Below are 16,382 nucleotides of genomic sequence, written 5' to 3' on the forward strand. Positions count from 1 at the left end.
TCTGCTTAATCTCAAATATTTTCATCATTTGAAGTTTGTCTTTTCTAAACTCAGCACTGCTGAGCCATTTCTTGCTGCTTAGTCTAAACTCCAGTTGGTTAAACAAAGCTAAAAACAGCTCGGTTTCTTTGTTGCGCTCCTTTGCTGTTAGTTTAGAGTCTGACTACGATGCTGTGAAAGCAGGTGTAACTATGTCAGTTAGTAATGGCCCAGTTGAAGGGCATATTAATCGACTGAAAATGTTAAAGCGGCAGATGTATGGTCGCGCCAAGATAGACTTACTGGAACGACGATTTTTGTTGGCTATTTGAGGAGAAAATTTTGACAAGTTACACTTGATTATATGAGTTATAGAAATCAGTTTATCTGGCAAAGGGCGGTTCAACTTGCTATCAATTGTTATAAATTTACCCGCCTATTTCCTCAATCAGAATTGTATGGTTTAACCAGCCAAATCCGACGTTCTTCTGTATCTGTAGCATCCAATATAGCTGAAGGCTATGGAAGGCGCTCAAAGCCAGAATACATACAGTTTTTACATATTGCATTAGGCTCTTTGAGAGAACTTGATACCCAATTAATCATTGCTAAAGAAGTAGATTTAGCTGACAAAAACCTTTTCACTCCCCTATTGAATGAGGTCGAGGAAATGCAAAGTATATTAGTTGCTAGCTTAAACAAACTCAAAGCTTGAATTTATTACTTCTACCCTTCCGACTTCTGCCTCCTGCCTTCTGCCCTCTGCCTTCCCCCAACCGAGATCACCAAAAGTTGCCAAGAACCAATTTATGCTTCAAAAAGCTCCCTCAACCCTCTTCATGAGAAATTTTTGTGCGGATTTGTTCCCATTGCTCAATCTGCTTTTGTAGCTGCAATTTGCGATCGCCCTCAACTGCACCAAGACCAGTAAACAAACCCTGACCATTCAACTGATCGCGGTAAATAGCAATCAATTCGGTCAGTGCTTTTTTACAGCTTTTATCTCCTCCTGTGTGAAGGAATTTATATCTAGGCAAATCAGTCGTCTGCCAATTCTCTCTACAAGCTCCGACCTGCTTAGATCAAAGTTGGAGGCGATCGCATCTAATCCTTCAATACCAGTGGGAGTTAGGGCTAGGTTGACCCTTTTCTTCACCTCGTCGTACATCTCTGGTACGTCTTTTTGTCCTTTGTGCCCTTTCTTTCCCATTACTACCCAGCTATTACATACCTCCTAAATCATAGTCATCAGCAAGAACTATGGGTAGATTCTATAAATTGCTCAAAGATATTTAGTTATTGTGTAATACCTGAATTGACGGTAAAATAGGCGTTGTGTAATACCTAAAAGATTGATGATAGAGGACAAAAATCCTGATAATTTTGTTTGCTGTGGAGAGAAAGGTGTGAAATGCGATCGCCACAAACTTGAAACACTCTTGGAATTTACAAAAATATTCTTTTCCGGTTTCAACATGAGAAAGAATCTATGCTTGGCTTTTTTCCAGCCCCTTATCCAGATGAAATTTTATACAGTATCTTAGCTCGTTACCACATTAGGAGTGGTAACACCAGTCCAAAAATAACTTTAAAGGAGCTATTTAATTCTCAAGATGTAATAGCTACTGTTGACTTACCTTCTAACCTGAATTCGTTGATTGAAAATCTCCAATTTCTCTCAAATTATCAAGTAGAAGATTTGATATATAAATATACCCTCTATCCTTTCTACAGTGTTTTTCTACCACCGAAAAGAGCCAGTCAGGTGATGGAGTCTATGAAGGCAGATTTCGGAGGAGACATTCATACCAGAACCGGAATCATGGCGAGTTCGTTGAAGATGCAGAAATATCTGCGATTTTGCCCAAAATGTTTGGAAGAAGATTTGCAAAGGTATGGGGAGTCTTACTGGCATAGGTTACACCAAACGCCAGGGGTTCTGGTTTGCCCAGTTCATGGTATGACTTTGCAAGATAGCACAATTCCCATGCAAGGTTTTAATAGGCATGAATACTATGCTGCAAGCCAAGAAAACTGTCCCGTTGTACCGATACAACAGACTTACACTCAAGAGACTTTAAAGAAGTTGCGACTGCTAGCTCAAGATATTTCATGGTTGATAACTAGTAATCTTTTCTCTAGAGAACTAGAGTGGTTTCAAAGAAAATATATAGCTTTATTGATTGAAAAAGATTTTGCAACGGCAACCGGGCGAGTAAACCAGAAGAAACTACTAGATAATTTCTTGTTCTTCTATGGTGCTGAAGTGCTTGAGGCTGTTGACTCAATGGTGAATTACGAAAATGAGCAAAACTGGCTATTCAGCATTGTCAGGAAGCATAGAAAGTCATTTCATCCCATCAGACATCTACTCATAATTAGATTTCTGACGAATTCTATCGAGGAATTTTTCAACACGGATTACCAGTATAAACCTTTTGGTGAAGGGCCTTGGCTGTGTCTAAATGCTGCTGTAGACCATTATCTCAAGCCAGTCATAACTAATCTTGTTGTCACTCACTGTTTGGATAATAAAAAGCCATTAGGTACTTTTTCTTGTTCCTGTGAGATGGTTTATTGCAGAACTGGCCCTGATCAAACTGATGAAGATAAGCAGCGAATTGGCAAAGTCTTGACTTACGGTCAATTTTGGGAGCAGAAGCTAAAACAACTCGTAGAAATTCAAAAATTAGGTCTACGAGAGACAGCAAGACGGCTCAATGTCGATCCCAGAACAGTAAACCGCTATACTACCCTACTGAAGCTCAAAACTTTTTGGAAATCTTCACAGGAAAATCAGCTAGTAGACTTACAGGAAGTTTTAGACTCAAATCTAAATTTAGCCAGCGATCGCAAAATAAAATACAGGGAAGCTTGGAAAGCTTTACAAAAGCAGTACCCAGAGGCATCGAAAACTACTCTCAGGGCATTAGCTAAGGCAACATATATTTGGCTATACAGAAACGATAAAGAGTGGCTCAACAAAAATTCGCCTTCTTTAAAAATGCCTCTGGCTTGCGTCGGTAAAGTTGACTGGGTAGAAAGAGACAGGCAAGTTCTCGAAAAGGTAAAAAATGCTGTGCGATCGCTTCTGAGTGCAGAAAAACCCACGAGAATAACTCTTGGCAAGATAGGCAAAGCTATTGGCTTACTGGCACTACTTGAAAAACATTTGTCAGAAATGCCAGTGACTAAGGTTTATCTAGAATCAGTGACAGAAACTGTAGAGGATTTTCAGATTAGGCGTATTAAGTGGGCAATTCAGCGGCTTGATGATTGTGGAGAAGAAATTCAGCCTTGGAAGGTGATTAGACTTGCTGCGCTACGAGAAAATTCCTCACAGAGAGTAAAAGCAGCTTTAGAAAGCGAGCTTTATAAACAACCGGATTTAAGTTAATAACACTTTGTTGATCATAGTTATGTTGAGCAAAAGTTCCAAAGAAGAAAGAGACGTGAATTTAACACGTCTCTAGGTGATGGGAAGAATATTGAGTTCTAAGCTACATCTGCAACCAGTAAGCCGTTGACAGCAACAATCAAAAGCAGTGCTGAATCAGAAGTATCACAGCAGTGTCTTTTATCGCTATTACAGGGTTGTGCTACCCATTTGCTTTCAAGATTCTGGTAAAAAGTTCCCAGAAGTTGGGAACCGTTCCAAACTCGATACAGTTCTCCCAAATCATCTGGTACTGAGTCAATTTCAATTTCTGGTGCTACTGCGTCAGCTAAATGGTCAACATATTCCTCAAACTCTGCTTGAGCCGAGGCTTGGTTGTCAAATTCATCTTGTACAATCATCTGAGTAACCTCATTGATGGGGTTTAACAAAAGGCGATCGCAATCTTTGGACGGAGGGCGATCGCCTTTGTCTTGTTACTCTATTGTAATTACTAGTTACTACTAAAAGTAGAGCGTTACTACAAAATTTTCAAAATTCGCCACAATTAAGGTAAATAGAGTTATTACAGATTGAAAGTTTTCACCAAAAAGTAGTATGGCAAAGCGGCAGACAACAAAATTGAGCAATCAGATCATTGTTAGAATGGATGATCAGACAAAGGAAGCTTTTATGAATAAAGCTAAGGCTGAAGGCAAGACAGCCTCAGAATTGATCATGGGATGGATTCGTTCTTACATGGCTGAAGAACTCCAAGGAACTCCAGACTTAGCCAAAATGCAAACGGACTTGGAGAATCTAAAACAACAAGTTGCTGTACTCCAAAATGAATACTTGGGAAAATTAGCAGCCTGAGAGAAGAGAACGATTCTCTCAGGCTATGGATAGATCAAATTATCAGTTCTGCCCCTAAGAACCCAAAAAACCCGTCAGATACCTGATGGGTTTAGTTTTGTTAAGGAGACTAACTATGGGAAGTTATATAGTTACTACAGGTAATCAAAAAGTAGTAACTGAGACGATGACTGCGATCGCACTCAAATCCGTTAACCCACAAGACTTTCCCTTACTTCTTTGGGTGTGACTTAATGCTTTACCTCATTACTATCTAACAAGTTTATCTACCTCAACTTCATTCTTGTTCAAATCCCTGATTACTAAATTTGAGAACCCGACAATTCTCGCTGACTGTGCGAATCACGTTCTCTGGTACTCCTTCAGGGACAGTGACCTGAAGTTCCAAGGTAATTTCTACTTCAGCATCTACCAAACTACTGAGGTGTTGAATAACCTCGTCTGCTATTTGTGCTACGTCACGTCTTAGCCGCAATGCGTCCAATTTGACTGAACCATAGAAACGTTTTGGTGGAACTATGACAGTTACTTGGCTATCAGAGGAGTCATCTGCTGTTACTACAGTGTCAATAGTTTTTTCCTTGTCAGTCTTATAGCTTCCTGTTTTTTCTTTAACTGATGGTGGAGTTACAGGTTTAGCAGCATCTGCCTCAAACTGGCGTTGCGCTACTTCTGGCTTAACTATCAGATTTTGACTGCTAAGGGTTACGGTAATGTGTTCAGCTGCTTTCAAACCAAGGTAACGTCCTTTGGATTCATCCCAGCCTGTGGCATAAGCAAAGTTTTCATTCCACAGTAATGCTGCAACTCCAAGTGCGATCACTTCTAATAGCACTTGTTGATTTTTGATGCGTGGCAGGTAAAGGTAGTATGCTAAATACTCCCACAACTTCTTAAGGTCGAGGTGGTTTACATCGCGCCAGAGGTATGGATCGAGGGCTTCCAGGCGCAGGCGGCTGGCGGCATAGTTAGCAATCAAATGTTCTTCATGAACTGCTTTGCGACTTGCTTGCACAATAGGAGAGTCTTGCTTTTGCAATCGAATTTCTTGCCATTCAATCTCTCCTTGGGGGTCGGGTTGCATCGGCACTAACAACCAAATGTAAGCTTCCTGAATTAAACTTTTTACATCTTTGTCGGTTTGCTGTTGTTTAGTCGTCGCCTGATTGCTTTGAAAAACATCTAAGTTTAAGGCTTCTTTATCCCGAATAATCGAATTCCAGGCGAGGTACTGGCAAACAGATTGTTCTAATAGCTCCAGTTTTGCCTTATCTGGTGCCAGGAACAGCAACATATTTTTGCAGTACCGAGGACTGGCTCCCTTTTGGTTCAGTATTTCTTCGGCTCTGGTGCGGGCTTGGGTTTCGCTTTCCTTATTTTTATGGGGGTGCTGTGGCCCCATGACAACCAGCCTTACGGCCATTTCATCAGGAACATCTGCGGAGGAGCCGGGAGCAATATGTACTCCAGCAAACTCGCCGCGCTGCTTGTCAGCCTTTAATCGGAGAATGATTTCATCCCAAACTTTATCCTGATCCTGTTGGATTTGCTCGGCTCGATCTTGGGCAAGTCTGGTGACACTAGGCTGAGTTGAGAACCAGTAACGAGTGTTATCGACATAAAGATGTGTGGACTGGTCGGTAAGTCGGCGCAAAGCATCGCCAAAAGTTGCTGCACTTTCCCCTGGTTGAACACACCCCAACTTGATCCGATGATCTTCTACGCCGCGATTAGCTGCTCTCAGAGTAGGAGCAGAACCAAGGTAAATTGTCCGAGCGACGCGGCGACAGGCAGAGTAACGTCCTAAGTTCGGATTTTGGCGATCGCACGCCAATGGGAGAGAATTATATCCATCTACATCTTTTTCAATCACTGGCACCCAGTTATCTTCGAGGTAGCGAGTCAATTCTGTTTGTACCTGTCCGTCATCCATTGGGACGCTGGCAGGCATGATTAACAAACTCTTGTCCTGTCCTTCCCAAAGTGAATGAATCACCTTTGCCATCAGTCGCAGCACACCCCGCGTGCGTTGGAATTTGTCGAGAGTTGACCAGTCATTATAAAGTCGGTCAAACAGTTCTGGATGGATAGGATAGGCATTTTCTAGCCGTCGTTTATAACTAGCTTCTCGGCATTCACTAGGAAATTCCTGAGATTGATTTTGGTACATTTCTGCAAAGGCACGGATGATGGCATCACGGGCAATAAAGCCATTTTCTTCCGTGATGGGTTGAAACAGCCGCCGCCGCACAATTTCAAAGCTTTCATCGGCAGTTGCTGGTCGCCAAGGAGATTCAACTCTGCCAATAGCATTTTTGAGTCTACTTAAGGCTGCTTTACCGCGATCGCCTCCAATCTCATTATCAGATGCAGGGATACTCACGACTAAGAGAGTTTGGTTAGCATTTTTTGCCGACTCACTCAAAGTCTGGGCAAAGGTAAAGTGAGTGTCAAAGCTGCCCCCCGGAAGGTCGTTTACTTCGTGAAGCTGTCGCGCATAAGCTACCCATTCATCAATTAAAATCAGGCAGGGTGCATAGCGGTTAAACACGAGCCGTAGGGTATCGCCAGGGTTCGTTGAAGTTTCATCTGCTTCTCGAATCATATCGTAGGCTTCCCTACCGCCCAGTTGCCAAGCTAATTCGCCCCAGAGTGTGCGGACAACTGTGCCATCTTTTTTAGGTTGAGGCTGACCGGGAGAAATTTTATTTCCTACCAGCACTGCTGTGTTAACTTTTGGCGGAGGTAAAACATTTGCGGCTTCCAGCACTGGTTCCAATCCAGGTAACTTGGATGCTGGAACTCCTATGAACAGGTGGTATAGTGCCAGCATCGCGTGGGTTTTGCCGCCACCAAAGTTAGTTTGGAGTTCGATAACGGGGTCGCCTTGATTGCTAGCAAGACGTAGCAAGGCATTTGTGAGCAGTTGTTTTAGCCCTTCAGTGAGAAAAGTACGACTAAAAAACTCTGTAGGTATGCGGTATTCGTCGGAACCTTCATCTAAATAAACTTGCCAAAGGTCAGCAGCAAATTCTGCTTGTTGGTAGCTACCAGAGGCAACATCTGGGTGAGGCGTGACAATTTCCCGCCAGGGTTTTAAACCGCCTACAGGATTGCCTTCTAGAGGTTGGAGAGTAGCACGACGAGTTTCACGACGGGCTTGTTCTGTAAAGCGTAATCGCAAAAGTTCTTGTTTTTGTTTATCAACTTCATCTGCTTCAGGTGCGGAAAAGGCAGAAAGTAACCGCGATACGCTATCAAGAGCGCGATAGGCATCATCTGTAGAGAGTGGCTTGTTGTGCGCCCAAGAGTTGCGCGTGTCAATTAATTCCCCAACCAAGCTTCTTTCAGCATTGCCCAGAGTCTTCTTGAACACCTCACGCCATTGATTAGACATGAGTTTCAGCAGTACTGATTCGTCCTGCTTGAGAATTTGCTGGACACTACGTCTTAGGCTGTGGTCTTCTGGAACAAAAGGTGTAGCGGCAACTACCCACTTATCGCCATAAACGGAACGCATTTCCCTTTCTACAAAAGGATATAAGCCATCTCTCAAAAGGTCTAGCACCCTGCCAACTCGTTCGCGGTTACTTACGGACATAGATTTTTTATACTAGTTTTTCTTTTAACTCAGGGCTGCTGCCTCACAATAGCTACATCTACTCTGGGCGTTAGAGCCACCCAGAATGTATTAATGGGCTGAGGCTAATAACTGGAGTCGAAAGTAATTAAAGTAAAGCCATTTGTAAGGGAGTCGATTCTTCGGTTTCAGCAGCGAGGCGAGATATTTCTGGCCAGGAAATCACTAAGCTGTTGTAAGCGACACCTTCAGCAGCCCAGCCTTTTCTGTCGCAAATGTTATACAGCCGATAAGCTAATTCCCTTGCTGCTTCTCCTATGATTCCCAGTTGAGAAAGCAAATTTGCAGCACCTTGATTTCCAGTACCGTCTTGCAATTCCCGAATCATGTGTTGTGTCGCTTCCCAGACGGTGAGGCGGTTATCGGTTTGTGGGTTCCAATTTTTGGGTAATTCGTCGCGGCGCAATAGTCGCACTTTACCTGCTTTGGCAGTGAGGATACCAGCGTCTACTAAGCCTCGTACTGCTGTATTCTTAGCTTTGGAGAGGGTTTCGGCATCGCCAAATAACCCTTCACTAAAGGTGTGCTGTTCATACCAAATCAACGCAAAGCAAGTTTCAGCGTCAAATTCTCCTTCTTGTTCGGCGAAGAATTCATCTAAAGTTTGGTTAATCAGTTGTAGTGCAATACGCACAGGCATTCGTTCACCGTCTGATTCCAACACTTTGCTATAACGAGAGTATATTTCCATACCTGGCCCAATGCTGGCTTGTGCCAAGTCTACCGGGGCGATGTTACCTTGTTGGAGTTTTTGCAGCGCGTCGGGCAGTTCACGTTTGAGAATGTTGACGAATTGACGGCGGGTTGTGGATGATGCGGTTTCTGGGCGAGGACGGCATACAAGAGCGATGGATGAGGCAAGGGCATTGGTGCCTATGCTAACACTACGGGCGCTCCGTTCTGTTCGCATTGGCCAAGTGCCAGTAATGGTAAAACCAGCTTTTATAAGTCCTTCAAGCATAGTTTCCCATCCGGTTGAAGCTCTACTCTCACTGTTCCCTTTTGCTTCAGTTAGAGAAACTTCATCATCGGTTTCTGTTTGCTTGAAGGCATAATAAACAGTCAAAGGATATCCGTCATGCGCCATCTCACGCATCCGTTTAAAAGTTTCACCCAATCCTGTCTCAAAAAATTCTTTTGCCTTTTGTTTATTACCACCAAAGCGGTAAGGCGTAGCTACTAATTCTCGTTCTTTATCAGGAATAAGTATAGTACTGAAAAGGTCGGGATAAATAAAACTTAGAGAACGTCGTAGCCAGACATAAAAAAACTCCGAGAGGTCAGCGTAACCAATATTATCGTAGTATGGTGGGTCTGTAGAAACAACTATTGATTTTGCGTAAATATCTGATTTAGTAGCATCTATGCGTTCGACAAATCCTTGAGTGCTACAAGGAGAAATTTCAATTACTTTGGCTATCCAATTAACTGCACCGATAAAGTTACCAGTTGACTCACTTAAAGGATTCGCTTCTGCAAAGTCCCAAGTCATAGGAATGGCTTGACGGGCAAAGGTGTTACGGATATTGTCACGCCCTGAATTCCAACTGCAAATAGTTGAACTGTAATCACTCATTCGATCTACTGCGATCGCTAAATAAGTCGCCACTGCATCCGCGTAAGCAGTCGCACTCTTACCACCTTCACAAAGAGGTAAACTATCGTCTGGTATTTCAAAAGTTACAGCATCAGAAAGTATCTTTTCCCGTGCTTCGCTTACTAATTCGCAAAAAGTGTTTAGTGTTACAAGCTGACGTGGGGTAAAAAGATGATGAAAATGGGTTAAACCATAAAGCGGGGTGAACATTGATCGACGGTCATCAGGGATCTGAGCAGTGGGATACCAAGATGGTTGTGCGCTGTGTGCAATTTCTTCATGTTTTTGTATTGGCTGAAGATAGTCCCTGCTGTTTTTACCTTCAGCAACTATTGCCAAGAGTTGTGCGTTCATCCGTCCAGCTACACCTTCAGCCTTAATATGTTTATCATCAACAGGCTGTTTACAAGCCAAACAGTCAAACTTGGCACCGCGTCCAGTCTTTGGTGGTTCTGGTGCTTTACCCTTGCCAGACTTTACTTGAAAACTTACCAGAGGTGGTTGCTGACTATAGTTAATAGTTGGTTCTATCCAAGCTTCCTTCCCTTTTTTAGTTGAAAGCTCAAAAGAACGTACCAACGGCATTTGACAACCACAAGCTGGATTAGGACATTTCACAGTTCTTGCCCACAGCCAAGCAATCACCGTTGCTTCAGTGTCCCCATACTCCTGCGATAAATTCACCTTGGGATATAAATGTCCAATTTGCTTAAAAGCTTGCTCCCGCATCCATTGCCCGTAATAGCGCACATCTTCAGCTAAACCCTGTGCCCCATACCATGTTTTAGTTTTTAGAGAATTTTTCCGAGAATCAGGGTTAACAGGAGGCAAATTTGCAAACTTCGGCGGAATTTCAATCAAAGCTTTAGTAATCAAAACTGCCACAGGATTAATATCACTTCCATGTGCCTCTAACCCCAATCTTTGGGCTTCCAAGGGTATACTGCCCCCACCACAAAAGGGATCATAAATAGGTGGTGCGTGTTTGCTTAAATACTCTGTTACTTCTTCCGGTTGAGTTGGTGGCTTATCACCTCGTTCCCAAGCAATACAACGGGCAATTTCTCTTTGTGCTTCCTCAACTACACTGTTATTTGTTATGTCATCCCAAGATACTAAACCGCGAACACTTTGGGTTGACTTTCCCCTTGTTTCAACATTTTCAATTCGCCCAATTAAGTCATGTAATCGTTGGCGTTCTTTTTCTTGTTCCTCAACAGTTGGAAATTTGTCAGGATGACTTGAGGGATCATCTACCAAAGATGCAAACAAAACTGCTCGACAAGCTGCCAAAGGTCGCCGCGCCCACCACAAATGTAGCGTAGAAGGGTGCCCATGCCTAATTGATTTTTCTCTAGCAGATTCTTGATTAATTGCTTCCAGTGGTAAAGCGACTTCGATTAGCTTCTTGCGGTAGTTCATTCATTTTCCCAGACTTGTATAATTGAAGTCTGTTTTTCTACCAGCAAGCAGCGCAAAATATTCCGAATGAGTGGGTTTACGGAATGATTGTATCAAAGAATTTAGTGGGCTAATTAGTCTTTGTTAATTGCTACTTACTTAACTTAGTTACAGAGCTTCGTCCGGCAATTATAGTCACGATACTCAGCTATCTGGTTCAGTGATAATTCGTAGGGTGCATTATCTATTGTAAGGTTATGAAAAACTTTTCAGTTTTGGCAAGTACAAGACGTTGAATATAACCAACAGTTCTGATAACATTAACGTTATCAAAAGAGTGCATTTAAGTGAGCGAGTGGAAAATTGAATTTTATCAATCTGCTGACGGTCAATCCCCAGCAAAAGATTGGTTTGATGAACAGGAGGCAAAGGTCAAGGCTAGATTAGGTCGTATTTTCGACCTCTTGCAGGAGCAAGGCACATCTGTAGGGGAGCCTCATGTTAAGCACGTTGAAGACAAGCTTTATGAAATTCGAGCAGAACAAAACACAAATACCTATCGTGTAATTTATTTTGCCTACACTGGCAGGCGATTCATATTACTTCACGGCTTTCAAAAGAAAAGTCCAAAGCTACCTAAAAAAGAGTTGGACTTGGCGAAACAACGGATGAAAGAGTTTGTGAATCAAGAGAAAAATCAGCAGGAGAAAGCTTCTTCTCCAGAAGGTAATAAGTCCAAGAAGGGTAAAAAACGATGAATTCTAACACAATTTCTTGGGATTCTATCCGTGATGAGGTTTTAGCAGATCCAGAGGTAAAGGCTGAATACGATGCCTTAGAGTCAGAATTCCAGTGTGCAAAACAAGTTATTGCTTTAAGGAAGGCTAGCGGCTTAAATCAACGGGATTTTGCTAAGTTGGTTGGCATTAAACAGCCACAGCTGGCTCGGATTGAATCTGGGAAACAGGTTCCTAAAATTGAAACCCTAGCAAAACTCGCTAGGGGTGCAGGTTACGATGTCGAGATTCGCTTTGTAGCACCTAAAGGAAAGCGATCGCACAAAGTTGAGCCTCTGAGGATTTCTGCTAAGGAGTTAGTTTAGTCCTGTTATTGCTCTCACCAAAAGCATCCCTTTTTACCTGGATAACTCGCTATCCAATAAAGTAGGCAGATCCAAGAGCGATTACTCTGACAAAATTGCGATCGCAGATCAATTCTCTAAAATCTCCAATTATTGCGGTTCTGTCCCCATCTGCCACAATTCTTGTAAATTGTAATTTACACTCGTGACTGCGAAATCTGGCTCTTTATGAAACGGTTGCTGCACATAGCGAATTAAACAATTACAATCGATTACATCTGCCGGAGGCACTTTCACTAGTGCCAAAATAAAGTTCTTAGGCTTATTTAAGGCAGTGATAATTTCATTCTTAGTTACTGTCACTGTCTGTCCAGTTGCAATTCTTCCCTTGACTTCAATAAACCGCAACTGCCCTGTTTTAGGGATGCGTGACTCAATATCATAGCCGCATTTCTGGGTACTCACATCAGTTGGTTCGTACCCTAAATCGCGTTCTACTTCCATCACAGCCTTCATTGCTGCCTGTTCTACTCGTTCCGTCTCCCTGGCAAACATCGCCGTTGTTACGTGTTGTTTGCCTTGCATTCGTTGCAGCAAGCCTACTGAAACTATCAACGCACCCCCAACCACCACAGGCGGTAATGGCGATAATCTACGTTCTTGCTCTAATTCTTCCAAGCGTTGCATTAACCGTGCTTGCAAATCATCAGCTCGCTGACGTGCCTTACCTGAGTTAATTTTGGCATTAGGCTTGCCAGCTTCCTCTTGCATTTTCAGTTCTTCTGCCCGATGATCCCAGTAATTAATCTCCTTGGTTAATCTATCTTTTACTGCTGTCATCGTCTTAGCAATAAGTTCCTCTTTGCGCTGCTTGAGTTCTTGAAGATGTTGGGGAACAAGGTGAGCGATCGCATAACTCTTGGCTTTTGCTTCTAAATCTTCTCGCAACCAAGATTCTTCTAAAACTTTTTCCACAACACCCTTTTCCTCGTCTGTTAGCGGACGGTAATTGAGGTAAGGTGCGTAACCTGCATTGTAGGTATTGCCTTCTGGGTTGATTTCTACATATTGCATCCGCCGCGATACTAAACGCCTAGAGCCATTTAAATTTGTCCGCGCGTCTTGTATAGAATGTTCTAAATAAACTAGGGCACGGGTTCCTTCGCTAGAATCATTTTCATCCACCAGGATAGTACCTTGTTTTAACAAATCCCGATGCCGTTCCAAAGTCAGGTCAATTGTGGCATCCAGTAGAGAATGTCCAGAACAGATGAAAGCAGCTAAGGGTTTACCAGAAATGCTGATCAAATCTTTTTCAAAGCAGACACGTTCGTAACGTAGCAGCAACGGTTCTCCTACACCAATTTGCCGCCCTCGATTGCGAATAACTGCCGGAACATGACTGATTTCGTAACGCTGGGGTTCACGTTGACGCAATGTTCCACCTAATTGGGTAAATGCTTCTAGGAAGAAAGAAGCAATAAAATGAGGTTGCAGCCGCCGTGCTTGTGCCCTTTCCATTTCTTCTCGAATTTGCTGCACTTTGGCGATATCCATCGAATCTCGTGCCAAAGCCCGTTCTTCTAAAAGTTCGCGTAGTCGCTGTTGGTCGAGTTTATCATGTACGACTTGGTTGAGTCTGTCTCGCACTTCTGGTTGATCGCCATAGCGAATTGCTTCAATTAATAACTCTCGTAATTCTGTCCCTGCGATCGCTTTTCCCAATACATCAAATACTTGACCCCCCAGTGCCTTCTGCTCTGCCTCTATCTTTTTCAATAACGCCAAATAGACATCGCCTTCACGAGTGCCTTTTGCCACTAAATTCCATAAGTGACAAACCTCCGTCTGCCCAATCCGGTGAATTCGCCCAAAACGCTGTTCTAGGCGGGTAGGATTCCAAGGTAAATCGTAATTAACCATAAGGTGCGCCCTTTGCAAGTTAATCCCTTCACCCGCAGCATCCGTAGCTATTAAGACTTGTACTTCAATATCTTGGGTAAACGCCTCCTGCGCTTTGCGGCGTTCTTCGCGTCCCATTGCCCCATGTATATTTACCACAGCTTCATTACGTCCAAGTAGCGTCCGAATCCGATCAGTCAAATAATTTAATGTGTCTCGGTACTCGGTAAAAATCACGAGCTTGCGCCGATGTCCTTGGGTGTTGAACATTTCGGCATCATTTTGCAAGAGATTCGAGAGTTCTTCCCATTTTTTATCTTTACCACTACGTCGCACTCGTAGTGCCAATTGCTCTAATTCTTCTAAAAGCTTAATTTCTGTTTGTAATTCTGCGATCGTCCGTGATGCTGTAGCTAGATCAACTACTTCCTGTTCTGTTGCTTCTCGTTCTTCACCAGGAATATCCTCTAAATCATCTTCTAAGTCTTCCAGATCCAGAACCTGCTTAAATTCAATGATGATTGCATTACTTCCCCGCCTCAAAACTTCTTCTTGCCTCAGCCGTTTTTGCAACCTTTCCCGACGGCGTAGCAGCGATTGATAGATAGCTTCTGGGGAAGAAGCAAGCCGACGTTGCAAAATAGTCAAAGCAAAGCCAACATTACCTTTGCGTCCTTCATTTTCTAAAGTATCGGCACGATTAAATTCCTCACGGACGTACTCAGTAACTCGCTTATACAGTACTGCTTCTAAATCCGATAGTTCATATTCTATAGTGCTAGCTTGGCGTTCTGGAAATAGGGGTTTTCCATCAAATTTCAGTAAATCTTCTTTAACCAATCGCCGCATCAAGTCGGAAGTATCTGCTACATGAACACCATCGCGGAAGCGTCCTTCAAATCTGTCACCATCCAATAACGCCATAAACAACTGGAAGTCTTCCTCTTTGCCGTTATGTGGTGTCGCTGACATTAATAAAAAATGTCTAGTCAAACTTGAGAGTAACTTACCAAGTTTGTAGCGTTTCGTCTCTTTGATTTCACCACCAAAAAACGAAGCTGACATTTTATGAGCTTCGTCACAAACAACCAAATCCCAGTCTATCTGCGCTAGCTTTGCTTGTAAATCTTGATTACGGCTGAGTTTGTCCAGTCGCACAATCAGCAACGGCATTTCAGCAAAAGCATTTCCAGTTACTGCTGATTCAATGCGATCGTTGGTGAGAATTTCAAAGCGTAAATGAAACTTTTGCGACAATTCATCTTGCCATTGTGGGGCTAAACTGCCGGGACAAATCACAAGGCAACGATGCAAATCACCTCGGATCAGCAATTCCCGCATCAGCAAACCCGCCATAATAGTTTTACCTGCACCTGGGTCATCTGCTAAGAGAAAACGCAGAGGTTGTCGAGTCAACATTTCTCCGTAAACGGCGGTTATTTGGTGTGGTAAAGGTTCGACTAGAGAGGTGTGAACAGCTAGCAAGGGGTCGAAGAGATAAGCTAGACGGATGCGATGCGCTTCTGATGCCAGACGAAAATTAGCTCCATCAGCAGTGAAACTCCAAGCACCACCAGAGGTGATTATTTCCAGGGTAGGTTCTTTGTCTCGAAAGACTAACTCATTTCCAAGCGTGCCGTTAGCATCTTTGTATGTTAATTCCACAACATCAGAGCCATGCCACTGAGCATCAACGATGGCGACAATACTATTTGGCAGGATACCTTGTACTTGCGTGCCTTTTGTCAAATCCTCAAGTCTAACCATATTGCGGTGTTTTCACTTTTGGCAGATGTCAGTAGCAATGTAGATACCAATGTTTGTTGGCCGGACATTGCTCCTTATGACCATAAGAGACACTAGGCTGGTTAGTAGCTAGTATATTTACTGTTTTTGGCTGTGGTAGCTTGACGTTGCTTAATTGAAAAGCTGATTTTAAGCGATCGCTCAATGCTACTGGCTATAGGTAAAGTGAAATAGAGTGCGATCGCATCCATCGCAAACTCAACCTATTAATTCAGTTTTGCACTTGGGATGCGTAGGCGCAGCCCGCCGTAGGCATCGCCATTGAATTTTGTAGTAAATAGTTCCAAACCCTTACAAAGTTTGCTTTTGAGATATTGTACAACTTTTTTATTTATCATCAATATGAATGACGAATTTTGGGAAAATTGTACAACTTTATTTTTATAAGTCGCGTGAATGCCAACGGTAATATAGTGGTTACAAACTGTAAAATTGTACAACTTTTTTATACTTCTACACTATCAACTGGTGATTACAATAAGCCGCGATCATGTTGACTCGTCCTTGTCTTCGCCCTGACTTGAGGGCGTAAAATCTCTCACCACGCTGATTCCAGCCATAGCCATAATCATCTCGGTTATCCATTCCCGATTCATCGGCATAGACAATCTAAAGCTCTTCTATGTGATCATCCGTGAGAGGTTAAGATAATTGCATTTTTGTCAATCAGTTAAAATACTTAAAATAGCTTTAATAAAAATGATAATCGTGGGCGGGGGAGGGG

Annotated in this window: 12 protein-coding genes and 2 pseudogenes; 6 read left to right on the forward strand and 8 right to left on the reverse strand. The window is 42.9% G+C overall.

What is annotated here, in order from left to right; all coding sequences use genetic code 11:
* Positions 1–95: 95 nt before the first annotated feature.
* Positions 96–311 (forward strand): annotated as a pseudogene (locus V7K60_RS22360) (transposase); the annotation flags it as partial.
* Between the two features lie 32 nt (positions 312–343).
* On the forward strand, positions 344–694 hold the full coding sequence (locus tag V7K60_RS22365) for a four helix bundle protein (protein ID WP_094343524.1): 351 nt from the start codon (positions 344–346) through the stop codon (positions 692–694).
* 112 nt (positions 695–806) lie between these two features.
* Here V7K60_RS22365 and V7K60_RS22370 read toward each other — a convergent pair whose 3' ends face one another.
* Both V7K60_RS22370 and V7K60_RS22375 read right to left on the reverse strand, forming a co-directional pair.
* The gene (locus V7K60_RS22370) at positions 807–953 is read right to left on the reverse strand and encodes a hypothetical protein (protein WP_334928452.1); all 147 of its coding nucleotides are present in this window, start codon (positions 951–953) and stop codon (positions 807–809) included.
* A 5-nt stretch (positions 954–958) separates the two neighbouring features.
* Positions 959–1,189, reverse strand: coding sequence for a hypothetical protein (locus V7K60_RS22375; RefSeq protein WP_334928454.1), 231 nt, complete (start codon positions 1,187–1,189; stop codon positions 959–961).
* 279 nt (positions 1,190–1,468) lie between these two features.
* Between V7K60_RS22375 and V7K60_RS22380 the strand changes: the two genes are divergently transcribed.
* Positions 1,469–3,376, forward strand: a complete 1,908-nt coding sequence (locus V7K60_RS22380) for a TnsD family transposase (protein WP_334928456.1) — start codon at positions 1,469–1,471, stop codon at positions 3,374–3,376.
* A 98-nt stretch (positions 3,377–3,474) separates the two neighbouring features.
* Here the strand turns inward: V7K60_RS22380 and V7K60_RS22385 are convergent, their stop codons facing one another.
* On the reverse strand, positions 3,475–3,777 hold the full coding sequence (locus V7K60_RS22385; protein ID WP_334928458.1) for a hypothetical protein: 303 nt from the start codon (positions 3,775–3,777) through the stop codon (positions 3,475–3,477).
* A 271-nt stretch (positions 3,778–4,048) separates the two neighbouring features.
* Here V7K60_RS22385 and V7K60_RS22390 point away from each other — a divergent pair, with 271 nt between their 5' ends.
* Positions 4,049–4,231, forward strand: a complete 183-nt coding sequence (locus V7K60_RS22390; protein WP_334928460.1) for a hypothetical protein — start codon at positions 4,049–4,051, stop codon at positions 4,229–4,231.
* 277 nt (positions 4,232–4,508) lie between these two features.
* Here V7K60_RS22390 and V7K60_RS22395 read toward each other — a convergent pair whose 3' ends face one another.
* Positions 4,509–7,832, reverse strand: a complete 3,324-nt coding sequence (locus tag V7K60_RS22395; protein WP_334928461.1) for a Swt1 family HEPN domain-containing protein — start codon at positions 7,830–7,832, stop codon at positions 4,509–4,511.
* Between the two features lie 127 nt (positions 7,833–7,959).
* Entirely contained in the window at positions 7,960–10,890 is a 2,931-nt protein-coding gene (locus V7K60_RS22400) for a DUF1156 domain-containing protein (RefSeq protein ID WP_334928463.1), read from the reverse strand.
* A 326-nt stretch (positions 10,891–11,216) separates the two neighbouring features.
* Here V7K60_RS22400 and V7K60_RS22405 point away from each other — a divergent pair, with 326 nt between their 5' ends.
* Positions 11,217–11,627: a type II toxin-antitoxin system RelE/ParE family toxin gene (locus V7K60_RS22405; protein WP_334928465.1), complete on the forward strand. Its 411-nt coding sequence runs from the start codon at positions 11,217–11,219 to the stop codon at positions 11,625–11,627.
* Entirely contained in the window at positions 11,624–11,971 is a 348-nt protein-coding gene (locus V7K60_RS22410) for a helix-turn-helix domain-containing protein (protein ID WP_334928467.1), read from the forward strand. The genes V7K60_RS22405 and V7K60_RS22410 overlap by 4 nt, the downstream gene beginning before the upstream one ends.
* Before the next feature lie 129 nt (positions 11,972–12,100).
* Here the strand turns inward: V7K60_RS22410 and V7K60_RS22415 are convergent, their stop codons facing one another.
* The 3 genes and pseudogenes from V7K60_RS22415 to V7K60_RS22425 form a co-directional block, all read right to left on the reverse strand.
* Complete coding sequence (locus tag V7K60_RS22415; RefSeq protein WP_334928469.1) at positions 12,101–15,619, reverse strand: helicase-related protein; 3,519 nt, start codon at positions 15,617–15,619, stop codon at positions 12,101–12,103.
* 101 nt (positions 15,620–15,720) lie between these two features.
* Complete coding sequence (locus V7K60_RS22420) at positions 15,721–15,849, reverse strand: hypothetical protein (protein ID WP_334928471.1); 129 nt, start codon at positions 15,847–15,849, stop codon at positions 15,721–15,723.
* 268 nt (positions 15,850–16,117) lie between these two features.
* Positions 16,118–16,267 (reverse strand): annotated as a pseudogene (locus tag V7K60_RS22425) (transposase); the annotation flags it as partial.
* Positions 16,268–16,382 lie beyond the last annotated feature (115 nt).

It is taken from the genome of Nostoc sp. (assembly GCF_036917555.1).
GTDB lineage: Bacteria > Cyanobacteriota > Cyanobacteriia > Cyanobacteriales > Nostocaceae > Nostoc.